Genomic DNA, 17395 nt, shown 5'->3' with positions numbered 1-17395 from the left:
AAAAAACACTATTTGTTTAAAAAGAAGACAGATGAAAATATAATGACCAACGGATGCAGTAAGGTATCAATAGTCACATATGAGAAATACGCTCGTTTCAATACAGTATAAAATCACCAGTGGCCAGTTTATACTCCTGTAAATCATTGGCTTTTTACCTGCCATTAAGAAATAAGCAAGTCCGGGTTTACATCAGGGGGAGTTTATTTCCAAATAAAACTTTTGAAATTAAATAAGCGTAGCCCTTTATTGACCACCGTTATGGCCAGATCTTTAGTTTTTCTTAATAGGTTTCTTTTTTCCTTTTTCAAAGGAAAACTTGCCGTTCCTGTCTGCAAATGATAGGGTGCCTCCCGTTTCTTTTTCTCCAAAACCAATATGCTGTCATAGTAGTGAATGGAGTCGACCGAATTGGTAAAATGGTTTACTTTTAATGTTTTTTGTTCAGAATGATGGGCATTTAGATAATCTATGAATTTTTTGCTGTATTCTATAAAAGTACCTTTTCTTTGGTATCCGCCTCCGAACTTTAGCCAATAGGAAGTGTGAAGGTCCTCAGCCAGGTAGACTCCATTATCTTTTACATGGTCAAACATTTCTTCGTAGGTGACTATCTGCTGCTCCATAGTATGTCCTCCATCATCGATAAGAATATCCACATGGGGAATTTGGGCTTTCACATTCTTTAAAAAATCCCTATCAGCCTGGGAGCCTATAAATATTTCTATGTTCTTCTCTTCTAACTGTTTACATTGAGGATTTATATCTATTCCATAGATTTTAGCTTTTGGGCCAAAGTAATTTTTCCACATTTGAAGGCTTCCGCCTTGAGATACCCCTATTTCCAATATAGTAATTTCCTGATCTCTAAATCTAGAAAAATGTCTGTCATATACATCAAAAAAATGTATCCACTTGTGGATCAGTCTGTCTTCGTTATTTCTAAAATATTTTTCTAAATCATTCATTTAAACTATATCTTTAATTATGCCGTTATTACCCTTTTCTATATTATTAAAAGGTATACATGCATATTTGTTCAGTAGGATGGTTATAAATTAATGCTGATATCGGATGGGTAAACGAAAATCACCTTGGTCAAGCGGCTTGGCTGACTGCAAAATGTTATAGATTATGTAAAGCTTATCCCTGTTACTTTTTTGGGATTTTTAGGAGTCTAGGATGATATGGTAGCTTTACCTTTTATGTGGATTTTCACCATTGATGAGACGAAGTGTAAGTTCATCTTTTTGCCCTTGGAACAAACGGCTGATGGCCGTGTTAAATACAGAGTCCTCGGCGATAATTGAGAAAAGTGTTAGGGAAGATTTTAGCTTTAGATGGTCAGGATATCCGAAAATAGCATCAACATCTGGATTTTCTAATGAGAGGAGTATTTGCGTACACTCTTTTAAGCGGACACCTAATATAGGATGGGCATAATAGGCCATTGCTTCTTCTATTCCGTTCAGTCCATATTTTACAGCCATAGGGCTGGAACCCAATCCTTGGATCTGAGGAAAAATAAACCACATCCAATGCGTTCTTTTTTTGCCTGCTTTCAGCTCAGTTACCACTTGGGCATAGATGTTTTGCTGAGCTTTTATAAATCTGTCCATGTTGGGTGCACTGTTCATCTTTAGGATTTAATTTATTGCGGAGAAGACGATAAAATTTTATATATTCAGCTCTGATAGTAAATCCTCCATATCTAACCGGCGGGTATACATATGTAGGGTTCCTTCACTGTTTTTAGGCCATTGCTCTATAGGCCTATCCCAATATAACTCCACCCCGTTATCATCAGGATCATTTAAATATAGCGCTTCGGAGACGCCATGATCAGCTGCGCCTGTAAAGGGATATCCTGCTTTTTGTATCCTGAGATATATTTCAGCTAAATCTTTTCGGGCAGGATACAGAATAGCAGTGTGAAAGAGCCCTGGAGCCCGCTCGGGGGCAGGACTGCTTCCTTTGCTAAACCACACATTGAGTCCGATATGGTGGTGATACCCTCCGGCAGAAATAAATGCAGCATCATTGCCATATTTTTGAGTGATTTCAAATCCCAACAGCCCACAATAAAAATCAATTGATCGCTGCAGGTCCGATACCTTTAGATGTATGTGGCCTATACGCGTCTGAGCAGGGATGTTATATGGGAGATCGTTCATGCAAAATGGAACCTTTGTTTTTATCTAAAAACTGGATACAGCTGTCAATGTTTGTTTTTTTGTGAATGGATGACCTTATGAATAAATCTTAATTTCTCTTTAACGGAAGGATTGATGATAAATGGGTAGAGGTCCTGAGCCCCCATCGAACGGTTTAAGCTGTTCATCATAATGGACAGAGGCAGCCATTTTTCATAGATTTTATCAAAATCATCACAATTATATGCATTTACATCTATTTGTGCTGCGAGACCGGCATTTACTGGCGCCACTGTAGGGGCTATGGTCAATCCATAAGAATAAGCAGTTTCAAGAGTATCGGTGATATGCATATAATGTGCCCATGTCTCTGCCCAGCTTTCCCAGGGGTGCATGGTCGCATAGGCACTGATATAGTGTTCACGCCAGTCTTCGGGTGCCCCATTATTATAATAACGGTCGAGGGCTTCCTGGTAGCTATATCCTTCGTCTCCATATAACTCGCGGAATTCTCCTAAAAATTCTGATCCTGATATGAGTAGATCCCAATAATAATGGCCTATTTCATGCCTAAAATGTCCCAGTACCGTCCTATAGACTTCGTCCATGTTTTTTTTGGCCATTTCCCGTTCTACATCATCGGCTTCCGCTATATTCATGGTAATTAGACCACTGGCATGTCCAGTCATTACCCTCTGCCCTTCAGGAAGGTATTCATCAGATTTGAAGTCAAAGGCCAGTCCGTTGTCAGGATCCAATATCTTACTTTTTACTGGGAGACTCCATTTTAGCAGCGCGTACATGAGTCTATGTTTGGCTTGTTCGATGGTTTTCCACCTATCCAAATGTTCTGGGATGGAGGTATTAGGCACCGTCCTGTTTGGAGCACACGCGATACAGATGGTCGCCGGATCACTATCAGGTATGATCCAGTTACAGACATCATGTTTATGGTTAATACAATAATGATAATTAATCCCTGATCCGGCAGCTGTCATGGTCCCGTCATTGTTTTTGTGCAATGAAATCATAGATAATGATATACCGTCAAAACCTAGCAGATTTTGACAATAACTGCAGAAGGTATTATCAAAATAGACCGGTTGGTCGCAATGATCGCATTTAAAAAGCTGCATGGGAATGTTGGATTGATGGCTGTTTGATTTCCCGTATATATGTCAAATGAATATAGGGGAAAGGCAAATTCTATGATTTTCACTACTATGCCCATGGATACATAAGTAGCTATCTACGGGGGGAATGCAAAAGGGCAGTCATCGCTTTAACTGCCCTGGTGTTCTAGTATATTAAAGACTTATAGTGCCTTCTTCAAGTTTTTTTCGGTTTTTCGGTTTTTTTTGGGTCAGTTCCAGAGTATATTTTAATTCATCTGTTTTGGGATCTTTGTGGTATACCCTATTACTTTCATAACGGACAGCTTTGCCAGGCTCCAAGTCGGAGGTGTTGCGATCGAAACTGATGTATTTTTTATTTACTTTTAAGTAAACTCTATAAGTGCCTCCTTCTATGGTCTCCTCCCCCTCATTGACGATGACATAGCTGAAATGCTTGCCGTCATTATCTGTTTCATGTACAGTTACTTTTCCGGTAATGTTTAATTCATTCTGAGCACTGGCAAATCCTGCCGTGAATAATAACAGACAGGTGATAATGGATATTTTTTTCATATATTATTAGTTGGTAAGTTTAATCAGGAGAAAATTAAAGAAATAGATTTATTTTACCTAGCTATTAAAGCGCTTATTATAGTTTAAATTTAAAATAGTAAGCTTATACTATTTTAAGGCCTATAGATATTTGATTGTCAGAAAATTTAGTTGGCACCAAAGTAAGGTTTGGCTGGTGTGATCATCAATGATTAAGGGTAATTTAAATAAAAAGTTGAAACAAATAAAAGGGCAGAGAGTTTTTGAACAGGACGCATCTTTTTTTTAAATTATAGACTGGAACTGAATATTCTTTATGTATAAAAGCTTTATTGTCTTTTTAAGTTTGATTATATGGGGTATCGGTATGCCAATGGCAAGGGCTCAGACGGTTGAATATACTTTAGAGGAAATCTTGAAGTTTAGTTATAATAATCAGCCTCTTTTAAAACAAACTTTATTAGAGAAGGACCTTACAGATGCACGTGTAAGGTCAGATTTATCAGGATGGTTACCGCAGATTGGTTTAGACGGTGATTATTTTCGGTATTTTGAACAGCCGGTAGCTATCTTTCCGGATTTTAATAATCCGACATCTGGGCAGTTTCAGGAGGTAAGAACCGGGGTGCCGTATAATTCTAATTTAAATTTTTTTCTAGATCAGCCTATTTTTAATAATCAGCTGATTCTGGCAAAAGATCAGGCCAACCTGAGAAGAAGAGAAACAGATCAGCAGCTGAAAATTTTTTTAATAGATTTTAAAATAGAGGTAAGTAAAGCTTTTTATGAAGTATTGCTCAGCCAAGAACAGATCAGGATCACAGAGGAAGATCTACAGCGGCAAGAGAGGCAGCTGAGGGATGCCAGATCACTTTATGAAGCAGGCATTACGGACAATATAGATTATAAACGTGCCACTATTACACTTCAAAACACCCGTTCCTCCCTATACCAGTCCAGGGAAACATTTGAAGTAAGGATGGCATTGCTTAGGGAGTTGAGCGGGCTGGGAATAGATGAGCCCATCACCTTGGCTTATGATCTGGAAGGAATGATATCAGGTGCTATGGTGGATACTTTAGAGGGAGTGGACATCTCCCAGCGTCCGGAAATCCACCAGATCCAGCTTCAGCAGTCTCTGCAGGATATGAATGTTAGTTTTTTTAAGAGAACCTATATCCCCCAGCTAAGTGCATTTCTCAACTATAATATCATCTATCAGTCTCCCTTTGGGGACCAGTTATTTGACAGAGCATATCCCAATTCTCTGGCCGGATTAAGGTTGAGCTTCCCTATATTTCAGGGAGGTAAAAGAAACCATGATATTAGAGTGGCTAACCTGGAGCTAAGGCAGCTGGAGCTGGCTCAGGACAATCTTTCGTTACAGCTACAAAGAGAACACCAAGAAGCACTGAGCAATTATAAATCCAATTTATACCAGATGTATATTTTGGAAGGGAATAATCAGTTAGCAGAAGAAATATATAATACGGTAAGTCTTCAATATGAGGCTGGTATTAAAAATTTTCTGGAAGTAATCCAGGCTGAGACAGATTTGAGAACATCCAGGATCAACTACTATAATGCTGTGTTTAGATTAATGGGCAGTAAACTGGACTTATTGAAGGCAAGAGGGCAATTAGAAGTCGATATTTATTAATCAATGGGGGGCAATATTAAGTATACAGGCTTGAAACTTAGGATAACATTTAGAAATATTTTCCTGATAGGGATGATATGTATGAGCAGCTGTGCTGAAGAAGAGGAAGAGGAGCTGCCTACCAGGGTAACCACTGTAGAAGTAATCAGTGAAGAGGTTAGGTTTACCCAGCAGTATCCAGCTACGGTTATAGCTTTGGAAGAAATAGACCTAAGAGCAGATGTAGTAGGATATGTCACAGGGGTCCATGTAAAAGAAGGGCAAAAGGTGAAAAAAGGCCAGTTGATGTACACCATAGATCAAACTCGATATGAAGCTAGGAGAGAACAGGCCGCTTCGTCATTGTCCATAGCAGAAGCAAATTTTGAAAGGATAAAAAGGGATGTACAGCGGTATGAGGCCTTAATGGCAGAGGATGCCATTGCGATACAGATTTATGATGATGCTGTTACGGCTCTCAGAACGGCCGAACAAGAAGTAAGGTCAGCAAGATCCAATTTGGAAAATGCATTAATAGATCTCAGGTATGCCAGTATTCATGCCCCACTAGATGGGACTGTAGGTTTTTCCCAGGTGAGGCAGGGGTCTTTGGTAAGCCCCGGAGAGACACTTCTGAATACTATTTCTAAAGATGATCCCATAGGTGTGGATTTTTACCCAGAAGAAAGGTATTTAAGGAAATTTATTCAGTTACAGGAAAGTCCTACTGCGGAAAGGGATTCCATATTTTTGCTGAGATTACCGGACGGGGAGATGTACCCATATGGCGGGCAGATAGATATTATAGACAGGGCGGTGGATAGGAATACCGGTACTATACAGATCAGGTTAAGGTTTGATAACCCTGACAATTTACTCAGGCCAGGACTAAGTGCAAATCTTACGGTAAAAGACGATCTGCCTGAGGAGGTACTGACCATACCCCAAGCGGCGGTGATAGAGCAGATGGGAGAATTCTCTGTTTTTATAGTAGAAGATAATAAAGCCAAAGGGGTCAAGGTAAATACCGGAAGAAACATCAGAGACAGAACGGTCATACTGGAAGGACTAGAAGAAGGACAACAAGTAATAGTAAAAGGTGTACAAAGAATAAGTGATGGAGATCCTGTAAACGCTGAAAAAACGAAGTTGAGATGATAGCAGAAACTTTTATAAAAAGGCCTAATAGTGCTATCGTCGTATCTATCTTTATTCTTTTGCTTGGCATATTGGCGATAGTGGATCTGCCGGTCAGTCAATATCCCCAGATCACTCCTCCTGTGATTCAGGTCAGCGCAATGTATACAGGTGCTGATGCAGAGACCATTGAGCAGACAGTTACTACCATTCTAGAGAGAGAGATCAATGGTACCCCAGGCATGGACTATATGGAAAGTACATCCAGCAGTGAAGGAAGTATGACCATCAACATAACGTTTGAAATAGGTACTGATATAGATGTAGCGGCCGTGGAGGTGCAGAACCGTATCAGTGTGGCTGAGCCGTTATTACCTGAAGAGGTCAGAAGATTGGGGATAACCATTAGGAAAAGAGATCCCAGCCTATTGATGATAGTATCCTTAATTTCCCCTGAAGGAACCCATGGAATAGATTTTTTGAGTAATTACACGAATATATTCGTCAAGGATGAATTACTTAGGGTGGAAGGAGTAGGGGACATATTTGCGAGAGCGGAAGACTTCAGCATGAGGATATGGCTAAAGCCGGATAGACTGGCCCAATTGGGCATAACCGCCAGTGAGGTGGTATCTGCATTGGCAGATCAGAACATACAGGTGGCCGCAGGTAGGGTAGGAGCTCCTCCTCAGGCTGGTTATCAGGCATTTGAATATAGCCTGTTTACTGACGGAAGGCTTGAGACAGTAGAGGAGTTTGAGCAGGTAATCCTAAAGGCGGATGATCAGAGCAATGCCCTGGTATATCTCCGAGATGTAGCAAGGGTAGAGCTGGGGAGGTTTGATTATGCCCAGAATAATTTTACGGATGGTCATCCTGCTGCTTATCTTATCGTCTATCAAACTCCGGGCAGTAATATATTGGATACCGATACGGGTATCCGTGAGACGATGGACAGGTTAGCTCAGAATTTCCCTACTGACTTAGAGTATGTTATCCCTTTTGAATCGGTTTCTGTCGTGGAGAACTCCATTGGAGAAGTGATCAAAACCTTATTTATAGCTTTGGCGCTGGTATCTGTGGTGGTATTCTTTTTTCTTCAAAATTGGAGAGCAGCCCTTATCCCCATACTCATCATCCCAGTATCTATAGTAGGGACCTTTGCTGTATTCGTGCCATTGGGATTTACGATCAATACATTGACACTTTTTGGGTTTGTGCTGGCCATAGGCATAGTGGTGGATGATGCTATCGTAGTGGTAGAAGCTACCATGGCGATCATGCAAAAGGAAAATATCAAAGCCAAAGAAGCTGTAGTGAAGGCCATGAGGGAGATTTCCGGACCGGTCATTGCCATGTCGCTCATTACTGCAGCAGTTTTTGTACCGGTGGGCTTTATACCAGGGATTATGGGTAGACTTTACCAGCAGTTTGCTATGGCCATAGCCGTATCCGGATTAATCTCCGGATTTGTGGCCCTTTCCCTTACGCCCGCTCTTTGCGCTCTGCTGCTTAAGCCTACAGAAGTAAATGAAAAATCCAAGGGACTGAATAAGCTCTTTTATAAGTTTAATGGCTGGTTTGATAGGATGACCGAGAAGTATATCAAAAAAGTCAAATGGAGTTTTGGGCATCCATTATATTTTGTGATCGGCCTGGTGCTTTTATGCGTAGTAAGTTTTTTTCTTTTTCAGTTAAAGCCTTCCGGTTTTGTACCCACAGAAGATGAGGGAAGATTATTTGTTACTTATGAGCTCCCTGAGGGAGCATCTACCGCCAGGAGTTTAGAGACCATACATAAATTGATGGCCATATTGGAAGATCAGGAAGAGGTTGGGCATTTCTCAGCAGTGACGGGATTGAATGCGGTGAATTTTGCTACCAAATCCAATAGTGGTACGGTATTTACCCAGCTCAAGCCTTGGGAAGAGCGTGGAGGGGACGGTCAGGATGCGTTTTCTGTCCGGGATCGTTTAGAAAAGATACTGGCTGAAGAATTGCCTGAAGCGGAAGTGGTCATCATTGCTCCGCCTGCATTACCGGGACTGGGCAGCGTATCCGGCTTTACATTTATACTACAGGAGCTGCAGAGTGGAGGCGATATTCAGGATTTTGAAGAAAATCTGCAGGCTTTTGTAAAAGAGGCCAATCAGCATGAAAATATTGGCAATGCTTTTAGTTTCTTCAGTGCATCTACACCCGCTTATAAATTTAACCTGGATAGAGAGAGGACCTCACGCCAGGGTCTTAACATATCTGAAGCTTATAGGACACTTCAGATTTTACTGGGTAGTTTTTATGTAAATGATTTTGTACTGTACGGAAGGAGTTTTAGGGTAATGGTACAGGCAGACAGCACTTATAGGGAGAGTCCGGAACGAATAAACCAATTTTTTCTGAGAAACCCACAGGGAGGTCTCACTCCATTAAGTAGTCTTTCAGAAGTGGAATTGATAGAAACGGCGCCTTTGATCTATCATTTTAATCTTTTCAGATCTGCTACGGTAAGCGGTGAGGCTGCGGAGGGATCCAGTTCAGGGGAATCAATAGCCGCACTCCAAGATCTGGCTGATGAAATTCTTCCTGCAGGCTATGGATATGAATTTGCAGGTTTATCCAGGGAGGAGGTGCGTTCTTCTGGGGAAATTTATCTAATATTTGGGTTGTCCATCGTTTTTGTGTTTTTATGCCTTACCGCTCTATATGAAAGCTGGTCAGTGCCTTTTTCTGTTTTATTAGCAGTGCCTACTGGAGTCTTCGGTTCCATTGTTGCCCTTTTATTATTTCCGCAACTTGAAAATAACGTGTATGCCCAGATAGGACTTTTGGTGATGGTAGGATTAGCTGCCAAAGACAGCATACTCATAGTAGAGTTTGCTAAAGAAAGGGTAGATAATGGAATGCCGATCAAAAAGGCAGCCAAGGAGGCGGCCAGGTTAAGGCTTAGGCCTATTATTATGACCTCTATGACCTTTATGCTGGGGGTTTTACCATTGGCTTTTGCTTCTGGAGCGGGCGCTTTGGCTAGGCAGACGATCGGAGTCACGGTGTTGGGGGGAATGATAGGTGTCACCTGTTTGGTCATATTTTTGGTTCCCGTATTATTTGTGCTTATTTCAAGGAGGGCATATAGTAAAGAAGAATTGGAGGCTTTGAAAATTAAAGCCAATGAAGGCAAGTCAAATGATGGGTAATATTGCAAAAGGTAATGTACTTCCTCTTTTTGAATTGATATCCATCCAAATAATAAACATTCGAACATTGCAGGGGTTTGGTATATACCAAAAATCTATTGATATACTTTAATGATGTAATTATGGCTAACCCAGATAACAGGCAATACAAGAAAGATAAAATCAAAAAAAATCCTATGTCAGAAGAGGATGTGAAAAAAAATCCTGAAAAAGGTGCAATGCAGGATCCATACGTACAACCAACCCAATCAGGTGGAGAAAAACCTACAAAACCTAAAGGTAATCCTGGAAAAGAATAACACCAAGCAGGGCAGTAGCCTTGCTTTTTTTGTATGCTAAGGCCAAGTATTCAATGTGCTTAAACAACTATTGCCCAAAAGTGAATGTAAAGGCTTAAGGATTTGTTTAACATTATTAGAATGGTGAAATATGGAAAAAATTGTCAATACACTTCCGATCTTGGGGATGGTGTGGTCAGTAAATCCTGCGTATGGGTCTTTGAAGATGGATGATGCTGTACCGAATCATATTCATTTTTTGCATATAAATTTCGAACCTAAAGAGGTCCTATAGTCATTGACGGCCGACCGACGGGAAGCTTCAAATTCACTCACATACCAGGACCAATCACTATTCAAGAAGAAAAGATGAATGAATTTTTCATAAAAATAGGACATCCAACGTCCTCTATCTATAAAGTATCGAGAAGAACCGGAGCGCTTGTCTTTAGTGATAGAGAGGACCCAATTTGTAGACTATGGTAAAAACATAAAGGGGGTATTTATATATAATAGAACGGAGGGTGAGAGAATGGAAAAGCTTCGCTATGATCAGTTTATCCAGGATCCTGAAAATTATACTTTGATTGGTCTCCGAAGCAAAAGATGAGCACACGGCCGATTGAGGGTTTAAAAATCCTTTGAATATACCTTTTAATGAACTGTATGACCGGTCACATGAAATCCCTCAAAATGACATCATTATTGTATATTGTGCTATTGGATATAGGTCTGCCATAAGAAGCTGTATTCTGCAGCACCTATTGCCATTGATGGAAAAAATGTGACATTGGACCAAGGTATAAAGGATTTTATACCAAAACCTTAAGGTAGCTACCAGGATAATATTTTATTTCCGAAATTATCCTGGTTTCCACTATAATACAAGTATATCAGGCTGACCATTATAGTGGATGTACCTCATGTTGCAGGATCTTTATAAAGTATTTGTATTTTTATATTTTCTAAATCTCAATATCTATGCAAAGTACTTCAAAACCTAAATCATTTCATGAATTAATCTCAGGGGAAAAGCCTGTTTTGGTTGATTTTTATGCTACTTGGTGCGGTCCCTGTAAGACCATGCAGCCTGTTTTGGAAGAGGTCGCCAAACAGTTGGGTAGTCAGGTAAAGGTCATCAAAGTAGATGTAGATAAAAATCCTGATGCTGCCAATACTTATCAAGTACGTGGAGTTCCTACCCTCATCCTTTTTAAAAAGGGGCAATCCTTATGGAGGAGGTCAGGTGTAGTACCTACCCATGAATTAATAAATGTCGTTAAACAACATACTTAATACCCAAAGTGACTTTTGTCATAGAGTCCTATTTATCTATTGATTAACTTTGGAAGGATAGGAAAAATAGTAACCGAATATGAAAATAGAACAAATATATACAGGATGTCTGGCTCAGGGTGCATATTACTTAGAATCCAATGGAGAAGCTGCTATTATTGACCCACTCAGGGAAGTAAGACCATATATCGAAAAAGCAGAAAAAAATGGGGCTAAAATCAAATATGTATTTGAAACCCATTTCCACGCAGACTTTGTATCGGGCCATAAAGATCTAGCGGCTAAAACCGGGGCGAAAATTGTGTTTGGCCCGACAGAAATGTCTCTTGGTTTTGATGCTATAGTCGGAAAGGATGGGCAGGAGTTTGAGATTGGAAAAGCTAAAATCAGGCTGATTCACACTCCAGGGCATACTATGGAAAGTTCAGTATACCTATTGACCAATGAAGAGGGCAAAGAAGAGGCCCTCTTTACAGGGGATACCTTATTTATTGGTGATGTAGGAAGGCCGGATCTCGCCCAAAAAGTAGTGAAAGACCTTACCCAAGATATACTTGCAGGGCACTTATATGATTCACTTAGAAATAAGATCATGCCTCTTTCCGATGATCTGATCGTATATCCTGCTCACGGAGCAGGGAGTGCCTGTGGCAAAAATATGAGCAAGGAAACCTCTGATACCTTGGGGAATCAAAAGAAGACCAATTATGCTTTGCAGGAAATGACCCAGGTCGAATTTACACGTCAGGTCATCACAGGTCTTACCCCTCCACCTTCCTATTTCCCACAAAATGTCATGATGAACATACAGGGTTATGATAGTATAGATGAAGTACTGGAAAGAGGCCAGCGTGCCCTAAGCCCTGAGGCGTTTGAAGCGGCAGCCAATGAAACAGGAGCTATAATTTTAGATACAAGAGCTCCCCAGGTTTTTGCTCAGGGCTTTGTCCCCAATGCTGTTAATATCGGGATTGACGGCAGTTTTGCGGTATGGGTAGGTACATTAATCCCAGATGTGAAACAGGAGTTGCTCATCATAACGGAAGAAGGCAGAGAAGAAGAAGTGATTACCAGATTAGCCCGTGTAGGGTATGACAGGACACTTGGCTACCTGAAGGGTGGAATCAATGAATGGATAGCTTCAGGAAAGGAAATAGATACCATTGTTTCCATTACAGTGGAGGAATTGGCAGCTATTAAAAGGGAAAATTACAATACTCCGATTTTAGATGTAAGAAAAAGCAGTGAGTACCAGAGCGAGCATATTGTTGGAGCTGAAAATGTAGCCCTGGATTATATCAATGAAAATATGGTTCATGTGGATAAAGACAAGACCTACTATGTTCATTGTGCGGGAGGTTACAGATCTATGATCTTTACCTCAATTTTAAGGGCCAGAGGTTATGGTAATCTTATCGATGTAAAGGGTGGTTTTAAAGATCTAAAGGATTCAGGCAAATTTGAACTGACTCAATATGTATGTCCTTCCACCTTACTTTAAGGTATGATAGCAGGACCAACTGAAAAGGCAAGATATCATCTTGCCTTTTTTCATTTATGATGGGGATGTGTGAGATTTGTCACCTATTGGTTACTCATATTGCGTTTAATTTGTAAATTGAACCGATAGGAGAAAACAATTTAGACTTACATATATGGGATCATTTATAGAATGGATCAGGCATCCATGGCCATGGTATGTGGCAGGGCCTCTGATAGGATTGACAGTCCCCGCACTTTTACTGCTTGGAAATAAACCGTTTGGGATATCCTCTTCATTCAGACATATCAATGCGGCATGTGCACCGGCCAAGATTCCCTTTTTTGAATATAACTGGAAAAAGGAGACCTGGAACCTTGTCTTTGTATTGGGCATTTTGATGGGAGGTATGATAGCCAGCATATTTCTGTCCGATCCAGATGCGATTGTAGTAGCCGAAAGCACGCAGGCTGATCTTGCAACATTGGGCATAACTGATTTCAGGAGTCTTTTGCCTGCTGATATTTTCTTATGGGATAATATATTTACCTTAAGGGGACTTTTCTTTTTTGTGATAGGTGGAGGCTTGGTAGGATTTGGGACCAGATACGCCGGGGGATGTACTTCTGGTCATGCCATCATGGGAATCAGTAACTTACAGTGGCCCTCTTTAGTGGCTACTATTTTTTTTATGTTGGGTGGATTTACGATGACCCATATATTTTTGCCGTATATCATGGCATTAACAGGCCTAAAATAGGATGTAGATGAATACTAAAAAAAACAGGTTAAGCATAGATCAAAATATACCCAACCAAGAGACAGGGTTTTCTTTACTGAAATATCTGATTGTGGGTGTTTTTTTCGGGATAATTTTTGTCAAAGCAGAGATCATCTCCTGGTTCAGGATTCAGGAGATGTTCCGGTTGCAATCCTTTTTCATGTACGGTGTGATAGGATCTGCCATATTGGTGGGGATGATTTCCATCCAGTTGATCAAAAGATTGGACATTAAAACGATAAAAGGAGAAACTGTCTTCATAAAAGAAAAGAAATTTAAGAAAGGCCAGATCATAGGCGGATTTATTTTTGGATTGGGTTGGGCCTTGACAGGTGCGTGTCCAGGACCTATCTATGCACAGATCGGAGTGGGGTATACTGTAGTTATTATAACTTTTATCAGTGCTGTAGCAGGGACATGGATTTATGGTAGATTTGCCGATAGGCTGCCCAGTTAAAAAGCTGTATTTTTTATGTTAAACAGTGGAATTGCCTGCTAGGGGGTTCTATTAGATACAAATTTTAATAGTAGGAAATGTACGCATTTGACCATGGCCAATAAGACTTTTAATTATATTTTTTTAATTGGGCTGCCATCTCTCTTTGTTTGAAAAATCCGGGTAAAATTTGGTCCAAAATCCATAAATCCAGGTGATAGGAGAGGAAAAATGCTCTTATAATTTTTAGAAATCAATGAGGGATTTATTTACATCATTCAGCTATTTTTTAACAGTTGGATTAAAAACCTGTTAGAGATAGAGAACATATACATTAAACCTAAAACACCTTATGACCGATCTTAAAGAGCAAATCCTAGCCTATATCAACAAAAGAAGTCCAAATGAGAAGGAATTTATCCAGGCGGTAGAAGAAGTAGTTTCTTCAGTGGGCAGGGTACTGGAACGCCATCCTGAATATGAAGACCTGAAAATCCTTGAGAGGATGATAGAGCCAGAGCGGGTGATTACATTTAGGGTGGCATGGCAGGATGATGCAGGAGAGGTGCAGATCAACCGAGGCTACCGAATTCAGATGAACTCAGCTATAGGGCCATACAAAGGAGGGCTAAGGTTCCACCCTTCCGTGAATTCGAGTATACTTAAATTTTTGGCTTTCGAGCAGATTTTTAAAAATGCCCTTACCAGTTTGCCTATGGGAGGAGGGAAAGGGGGGGCAGATTTCGACCCCAAAGGAAAGTCAGACGCTGAAATTATGCGTTTTTGCCATGCTTTTATGCAGGAATTATATAGGCATATTGGAGATTTCACAGATGTGCCCGCCGGTGATATCGGTGTGGGATCCAGAGAAATAGGATACTTATTTGGAATGTACAAGAAACTAAAAAATGAATTTACAGGTATACTTACCGGCAAAGGCAAACACTGGGGAGGAAGTGTCATCCGACCTGAAGCTACAGGATATGGGCTGATTTATTTTGCTTCTAATATGTTACAAGCCAATGAAGATACCATGGAAAACAAAAAATGTATCATATCAGGCGCAGGGAATGTATCCCAATATGCCATGGAAAAGATTATAGAACTGGGAGGTATACCTATTACCGTGTCAGATTCATCTGGATTTATAGTGGACAAAGAAGGGATAGATGAGCAGAAACTGGAGTTTATCAAAGATCTAAAAAATAACAAACGGGGCAGGATCAAAGAGTATGCAGACAAATATCCTGATTCAGAATATGTAGAAACAGAACAGGATGCAGATTTTAACCCTCTTTGGAAGGTAGAAGCAGACTGTGTGTTTCCCTGCGCCACACAAAATGAGATCAATAAGCAAGATGCCGAACATCTGGCCAAAAACAAAATCATGCTACTGGCAGAAGGGGCCAATATGCCCTGTAGTTCAGAGGCCATAGCAGTGCTTCAGGAATCAAAGATCCTATATGCTCCCGGCAAATGTGCCAATGCAGGAGGTGTGGCGGTCTCCGGCCTGGAAATGACCCAAAATAGAATGGGGGTGTATTGGAACAGGGAAGATGTAGATGAAAGGCTAAAGCAGATTATGAAGAACATTCATGAAGTTTGCCTCAATGCGGCCGAGGAATATGGTGTGCCCGGCAACTATCTGGAAGGAGCCAATATATTTGGTTTTCTGAAAGTAGCTGAAGCCATGAAGGCGCAGGGGATAGTATGATCAGTAAATTTCAAGAGCAGAAAAAGTTCAGGGAAGGCAATAAACATCACCATAAGTGGCCGTCTGAACAATAGGCCAAAGGCACCTAAAAATGTAGCGAAAAAGAGGATCAGCACAAAGTCATAAAAGGGATGTACCATTTCCGAAAACCAGTTTATAAGGGAAGGACTACCAAAGGTATAGAGCCGTCATGGACGATTTCGTTGATGAAAAACTTTCTAAAGATTTGATCTGTTAAAGTCCGAGAACCTTTCTGAACTACCAATATGCTCCTTGAGGACTGGATGACTATATGATTTTTTATTTCTTCAAAATGGTCATCACCTTTGAAAAGTCTATACGTAGTAGGGATTTCCAGTTGAAGATCAGAAGTCAATCTCTGTAAATATGCTTCACTCTCCGCTTCATTATCTTTTGGAGTAATTACGGTAATGATTTCGCACTGCTTAATAGTACGGTCAAAGGTATTGAGCAGTTCGTGATAGGCTTTATGATTTAAGGGATACCGATAACTTAAAGCCAAGATGATTTTCTCAGGAAGTACTGCTGTAATTTTTGAGGGGATGGCAATTATGGGGTAATCCGTATCATCTATGATTCGGGTAGCGGTACTTCCAAATATCAATTGTTCCAGAAAACCTCGTTTCTTCAAACCTGTTATGACTATATTTTGAAAGCCTTCATTTTTTGCAGGAAGCGAATTGATAGTGGTCGAAATGGATTGCTCGGAGACATGGTATTGTATTTCTTTCACCTGGGGAAAATATGAAGTGGTTTTTGATTTTAATTTAATCAAAGCATTCTTTTTCTCCTCTTCTATGATCAGTGCTCTACTTTCGCCGTCAGCCAAAGAAGGGATTAAACCTGGCACCTGGTGAATCAGGTAAAGGTCTGCCTTTAGGGCTCTAGCCCATAATCCGGCGATATAAAATAAATTATCAGCGCTGAAGTCAATCAATACGATCAGTCTGGTTTTCATGATTTTACTTTTAAAGGTGAAAAATCTGGGATTATATTTCCCTTTTAATAAAAATAAAGAATTAAGCAGAGAGTTAAAAATTCATTTACAACAATTCAAACTCGTGGGAAGTTAGCTAAATGAAGCAAATAGGTTAAGACTATTGTATTCCTTATCCTGTAGGTTACAGCTTAAATAATTAAAACACGTCCAATTTAAGATCAAAAAAGTAAAGATATGGTATCGTTTTTAAGTGAATCGCATGGCAATCTGTTAGCCATTAATATATCAAAAGTAATAGATAAACATACTTTTGAAGCTATTAATCCGGAACTCGAAAAGGTGATCAATGATCATGATGATCCAAGGGTATATCTCGAGTTGCCGGAATTTGAAAATGTAACTCCCAAAGGTCTATATGAAGATCTAACCAATATCCCAAGCTATAATAAACTCAAAAAAATTGCCGTTGTGGGCGATGCCAAATGGAAGGAGATCTTGGTGAAAATATCCGATATAATGATGTCACCTCATGCCAAATATTTCAACTTTGATGAGAAGGAGGAAGCCATGAGTTGGGTGAAAATGTAAAAGGGTAGTGAAATACATTAGTAAATACTTTCAGTTTTTTTTAATTGTATAGTGGTGATTGTCCACTGATG

The 17395-nt window shown here is 40.1% G+C and carries 17 protein-coding genes; 11 read left to right on the top strand and 6 right to left on the bottom strand.

Annotation, left to right across the window (positions count from 1 at the left end; translation table 11 throughout):
- Positions 1-203: 203 nt before the first annotated feature.
- From EL17_RS15840 to EL17_RS15820, 5 genes are all read right to left on the bottom strand, one after another.
- Positions 204-968 (bottom strand): class I SAM-dependent methyltransferase, encoded by a 765-nt coding sequence (locus EL17_RS15840; RefSeq protein WP_164675116.1) that lies wholly within the window; start codon positions 966-968, stop codon positions 204-206.
- A 228-nt stretch (positions 969-1196) separates the two neighbouring features.
- Positions 1197-1637, bottom strand: a complete 441-nt coding sequence (locus tag EL17_RS15835) for a DUF1810 domain-containing protein (RefSeq protein WP_035076162.1) — start codon at positions 1635-1637, stop codon at positions 1197-1199.
- 39 nt (positions 1638-1676) lie between these two features.
- A complete protein-coding gene (locus EL17_RS15830) occupies positions 1677-2174 on the bottom strand; it encodes a VOC family protein (protein WP_035076161.1) in 498 nt (165 codons plus the stop codon).
- Between the two features lie 44 nt (positions 2175-2218).
- Positions 2219-3289 carry a zinc-binding metallopeptidase family protein gene (locus tag EL17_RS15825; RefSeq protein ID WP_035076158.1) on the bottom strand — a complete coding sequence of 357 codons (1071 nt, stop codon included), beginning with the start codon at positions 3287-3289 and terminating at the stop codon, positions 2219-2221.
- A 171-nt stretch (positions 3290-3460) separates the two neighbouring features.
- Complete coding sequence (locus EL17_RS15820) at positions 3461-3841, bottom strand: hypothetical protein (protein ID WP_051720039.1); 381 nt, start codon at positions 3839-3841, stop codon at positions 3461-3463.
- 295 nt (positions 3842-4136) lie between these two features.
- On the opposite strand from EL17_RS15820, the gene EL17_RS15815 reads away from it, so the two are divergent.
- The 10 genes from EL17_RS15815 to gdhA all read left to right on the top strand — a co-directional run bounded on the left by EL17_RS15815 (position 4137) and on the right by gdhA (position 15775).
- Positions 4137-5480 carry a TolC family protein gene (locus tag EL17_RS15815; protein ID WP_035076156.1) on the top strand — a complete coding sequence of 448 codons (1344 nt, stop codon included), beginning with the start codon at positions 4137-4139 and terminating at the stop codon, positions 5478-5480.
- A gap of 81 nt (positions 5481-5561) precedes the next feature.
- Complete coding sequence (locus tag EL17_RS15810) at positions 5562-6617, top strand: efflux RND transporter periplasmic adaptor subunit (RefSeq protein ID WP_205623565.1); 1056 nt, start codon at positions 5562-5564, stop codon at positions 6615-6617.
- Positions 6614-9790: an efflux RND transporter permease subunit gene (locus tag EL17_RS15805; RefSeq protein ID WP_035076153.1), complete on the top strand. Its 3177-nt coding sequence runs from the start codon at positions 6614-6616 to the stop codon at positions 9788-9790. The genes EL17_RS15810 and EL17_RS15805 overlap by 4 nt, the downstream gene beginning before the upstream one ends.
- 77 nt (positions 9791-9867) lie before the next feature.
- Positions 9868-10089, top strand: a complete 222-nt coding sequence (locus EL17_RS23585) for a hypothetical protein (RefSeq protein ID WP_205623564.1) — start codon at positions 9868-9870, stop codon at positions 10087-10089.
- 421 nt (positions 10090-10510) lie between these two features.
- Positions 10511-10678, top strand: a complete 168-nt coding sequence (locus EL17_RS23580) for a hypothetical protein (RefSeq protein WP_164675110.1) — start codon at positions 10511-10513, stop codon at positions 10676-10678.
- Positions 10679-11049: 371 nt separating this feature from the next.
- Entirely contained in the window at positions 11050-11364 is a 315-nt protein-coding gene (trxA, locus tag EL17_RS15800; protein ID WP_035076150.1) for a thioredoxin, read from the top strand.
- 79 nt (positions 11365-11443) lie between these two features.
- Positions 11444-12865 (top strand): MBL fold metallo-hydrolase, encoded by a 1422-nt coding sequence (locus EL17_RS15795; protein ID WP_035076146.1) that lies wholly within the window; start codon positions 11444-11446, stop codon positions 12863-12865.
- A 154-nt stretch (positions 12866-13019) separates the two neighbouring features.
- Positions 13020-13604, top strand: a complete 585-nt coding sequence (locus EL17_RS15790; RefSeq protein WP_035076144.1) for a YeeE/YedE family protein — start codon at positions 13020-13022, stop codon at positions 13602-13604.
- Positions 13605-13611: 7 nt separating this feature from the next.
- Complete coding sequence (locus tag EL17_RS15785) at positions 13612-14082, top strand: DUF6691 family protein (RefSeq protein ID WP_035076141.1); 471 nt, start codon at positions 13612-13614, stop codon at positions 14080-14082.
- 331 nt (positions 14083-14413) lie between these two features.
- The gene (gdhA, locus tag EL17_RS15780) at positions 14414-15775 is read left to right on the top strand and encodes an NADP-specific glutamate dehydrogenase (protein WP_035076139.1); all 1362 of its coding nucleotides are present in this window, start codon (positions 14414-14416) and stop codon (positions 15773-15775) included.
- A 154-nt stretch (positions 15776-15929) separates the two neighbouring features.
- Here the strand turns inward: gdhA and EL17_RS15775 are convergent, their stop codons facing one another.
- Entirely contained in the window at positions 15930-16754 is an 825-nt protein-coding gene (locus tag EL17_RS15775) for a universal stress protein (protein WP_035076136.1), read from the bottom strand.
- A 216-nt stretch (positions 16755-16970) separates the two neighbouring features.
- Here EL17_RS15775 and EL17_RS15770 point away from each other — a divergent pair, with 216 nt between their 5' ends.
- On the top strand, positions 16971-17324 hold the full coding sequence (locus EL17_RS15770) for a SpoIIAA family protein (RefSeq protein ID WP_035076133.1): 354 nt from the start codon (positions 16971-16973) through the stop codon (positions 17322-17324).
- The last annotated feature ends 71 nt before the right edge of the window (positions 17325-17395 follow it).

Origin of the sequence: Anditalea andensis (assembly GCF_000714815.1) — a bacterium.
In the GTDB taxonomy this organism is placed as follows: Bacteria; Bacteroidota; Bacteroidia; order Cytophagales; family Cyclobacteriaceae; genus Anditalea; species Anditalea andensis.
Note: the sequence above shows the minus strand (reverse complement) of the source record. Positions and strands in the feature narration are given on the sequence as shown.

Bases quoted from the DNA above. Each gene is read 5' to 3' on its own strand.
- EL17_RS15840 (WP_164675116.1), bottom strand. From the start codon at position 968: ATGAATGATTTAGAAAAATATTTTAGAAATAACGAAGACAGACTGATC.
- EL17_RS15835 (WP_035076162.1), bottom strand. From the start codon at position 1,637: ATGAACAGTGCACCCAACATGGACAGATTTATAAAAGCTCAGCAAAAC.
- EL17_RS15830 (WP_035076161.1), bottom strand. From the start codon at position 2,174: ATGAACGATCTCCCATATAACATCCCTGCTCAGACGCGTATAGGCCAC.
- EL17_RS15825 (WP_035076158.1), bottom strand. From the start codon at position 3,289: ATGCAGCTTTTTAAATGCGATCATTGCGACCAACCGGTCTATTTTGAT.
- EL17_RS15820 (WP_051720039.1), bottom strand. From the start codon at position 3,841: ATGAAAAAAATATCCATTATCACCTGTCTGTTATTATTCACGGCAGGA.
- EL17_RS15815 (WP_035076156.1), top strand. From the start codon at position 4,137: ATGTATAAAAGCTTTATTGTCTTTTTAAGTTTGATTATATGGGGTATC.
- EL17_RS15810 (WP_205623565.1), top strand. From the start codon at position 5,562: ATGAGCAGCTGTGCTGAAGAAGAGGAAGAGGAGCTGCCTACCAGGGTA.
- EL17_RS15805 (WP_035076153.1), top strand. From the start codon at position 6,614: ATGATAGCAGAAACTTTTATAAAAAGGCCTAATAGTGCTATCGTCGTA.
- trxA (WP_035076150.1), top strand. From the start codon at position 11,050: ATGCAAAGTACTTCAAAACCTAAATCATTTCATGAATTAATCTCAGGG.
- EL17_RS15795 (WP_035076146.1), top strand. From the start codon at position 11,444: ATGAAAATAGAACAAATATATACAGGATGTCTGGCTCAGGGTGCATAT.
- EL17_RS15790 (WP_035076144.1), top strand. From the start codon at position 13,020: ATGGGATCATTTATAGAATGGATCAGGCATCCATGGCCATGGTATGTG.
- EL17_RS15785 (WP_035076141.1), top strand. From the start codon at position 13,612: ATGAATACTAAAAAAAACAGGTTAAGCATAGATCAAAATATACCCAAC.
- gdhA (WP_035076139.1), top strand. From the start codon at position 14,414: ATGACCGATCTTAAAGAGCAAATCCTAGCCTATATCAACAAAAGAAGT.
- EL17_RS15775 (WP_035076136.1), bottom strand. From the start codon at position 16,754: ATGAAAACCAGACTGATCGTATTGATTGACTTCAGCGCTGATAATTTA.
- EL17_RS15770 (WP_035076133.1), top strand. From the start codon at position 16,971: ATGGTATCGTTTTTAAGTGAATCGCATGGCAATCTGTTAGCCATTAAT.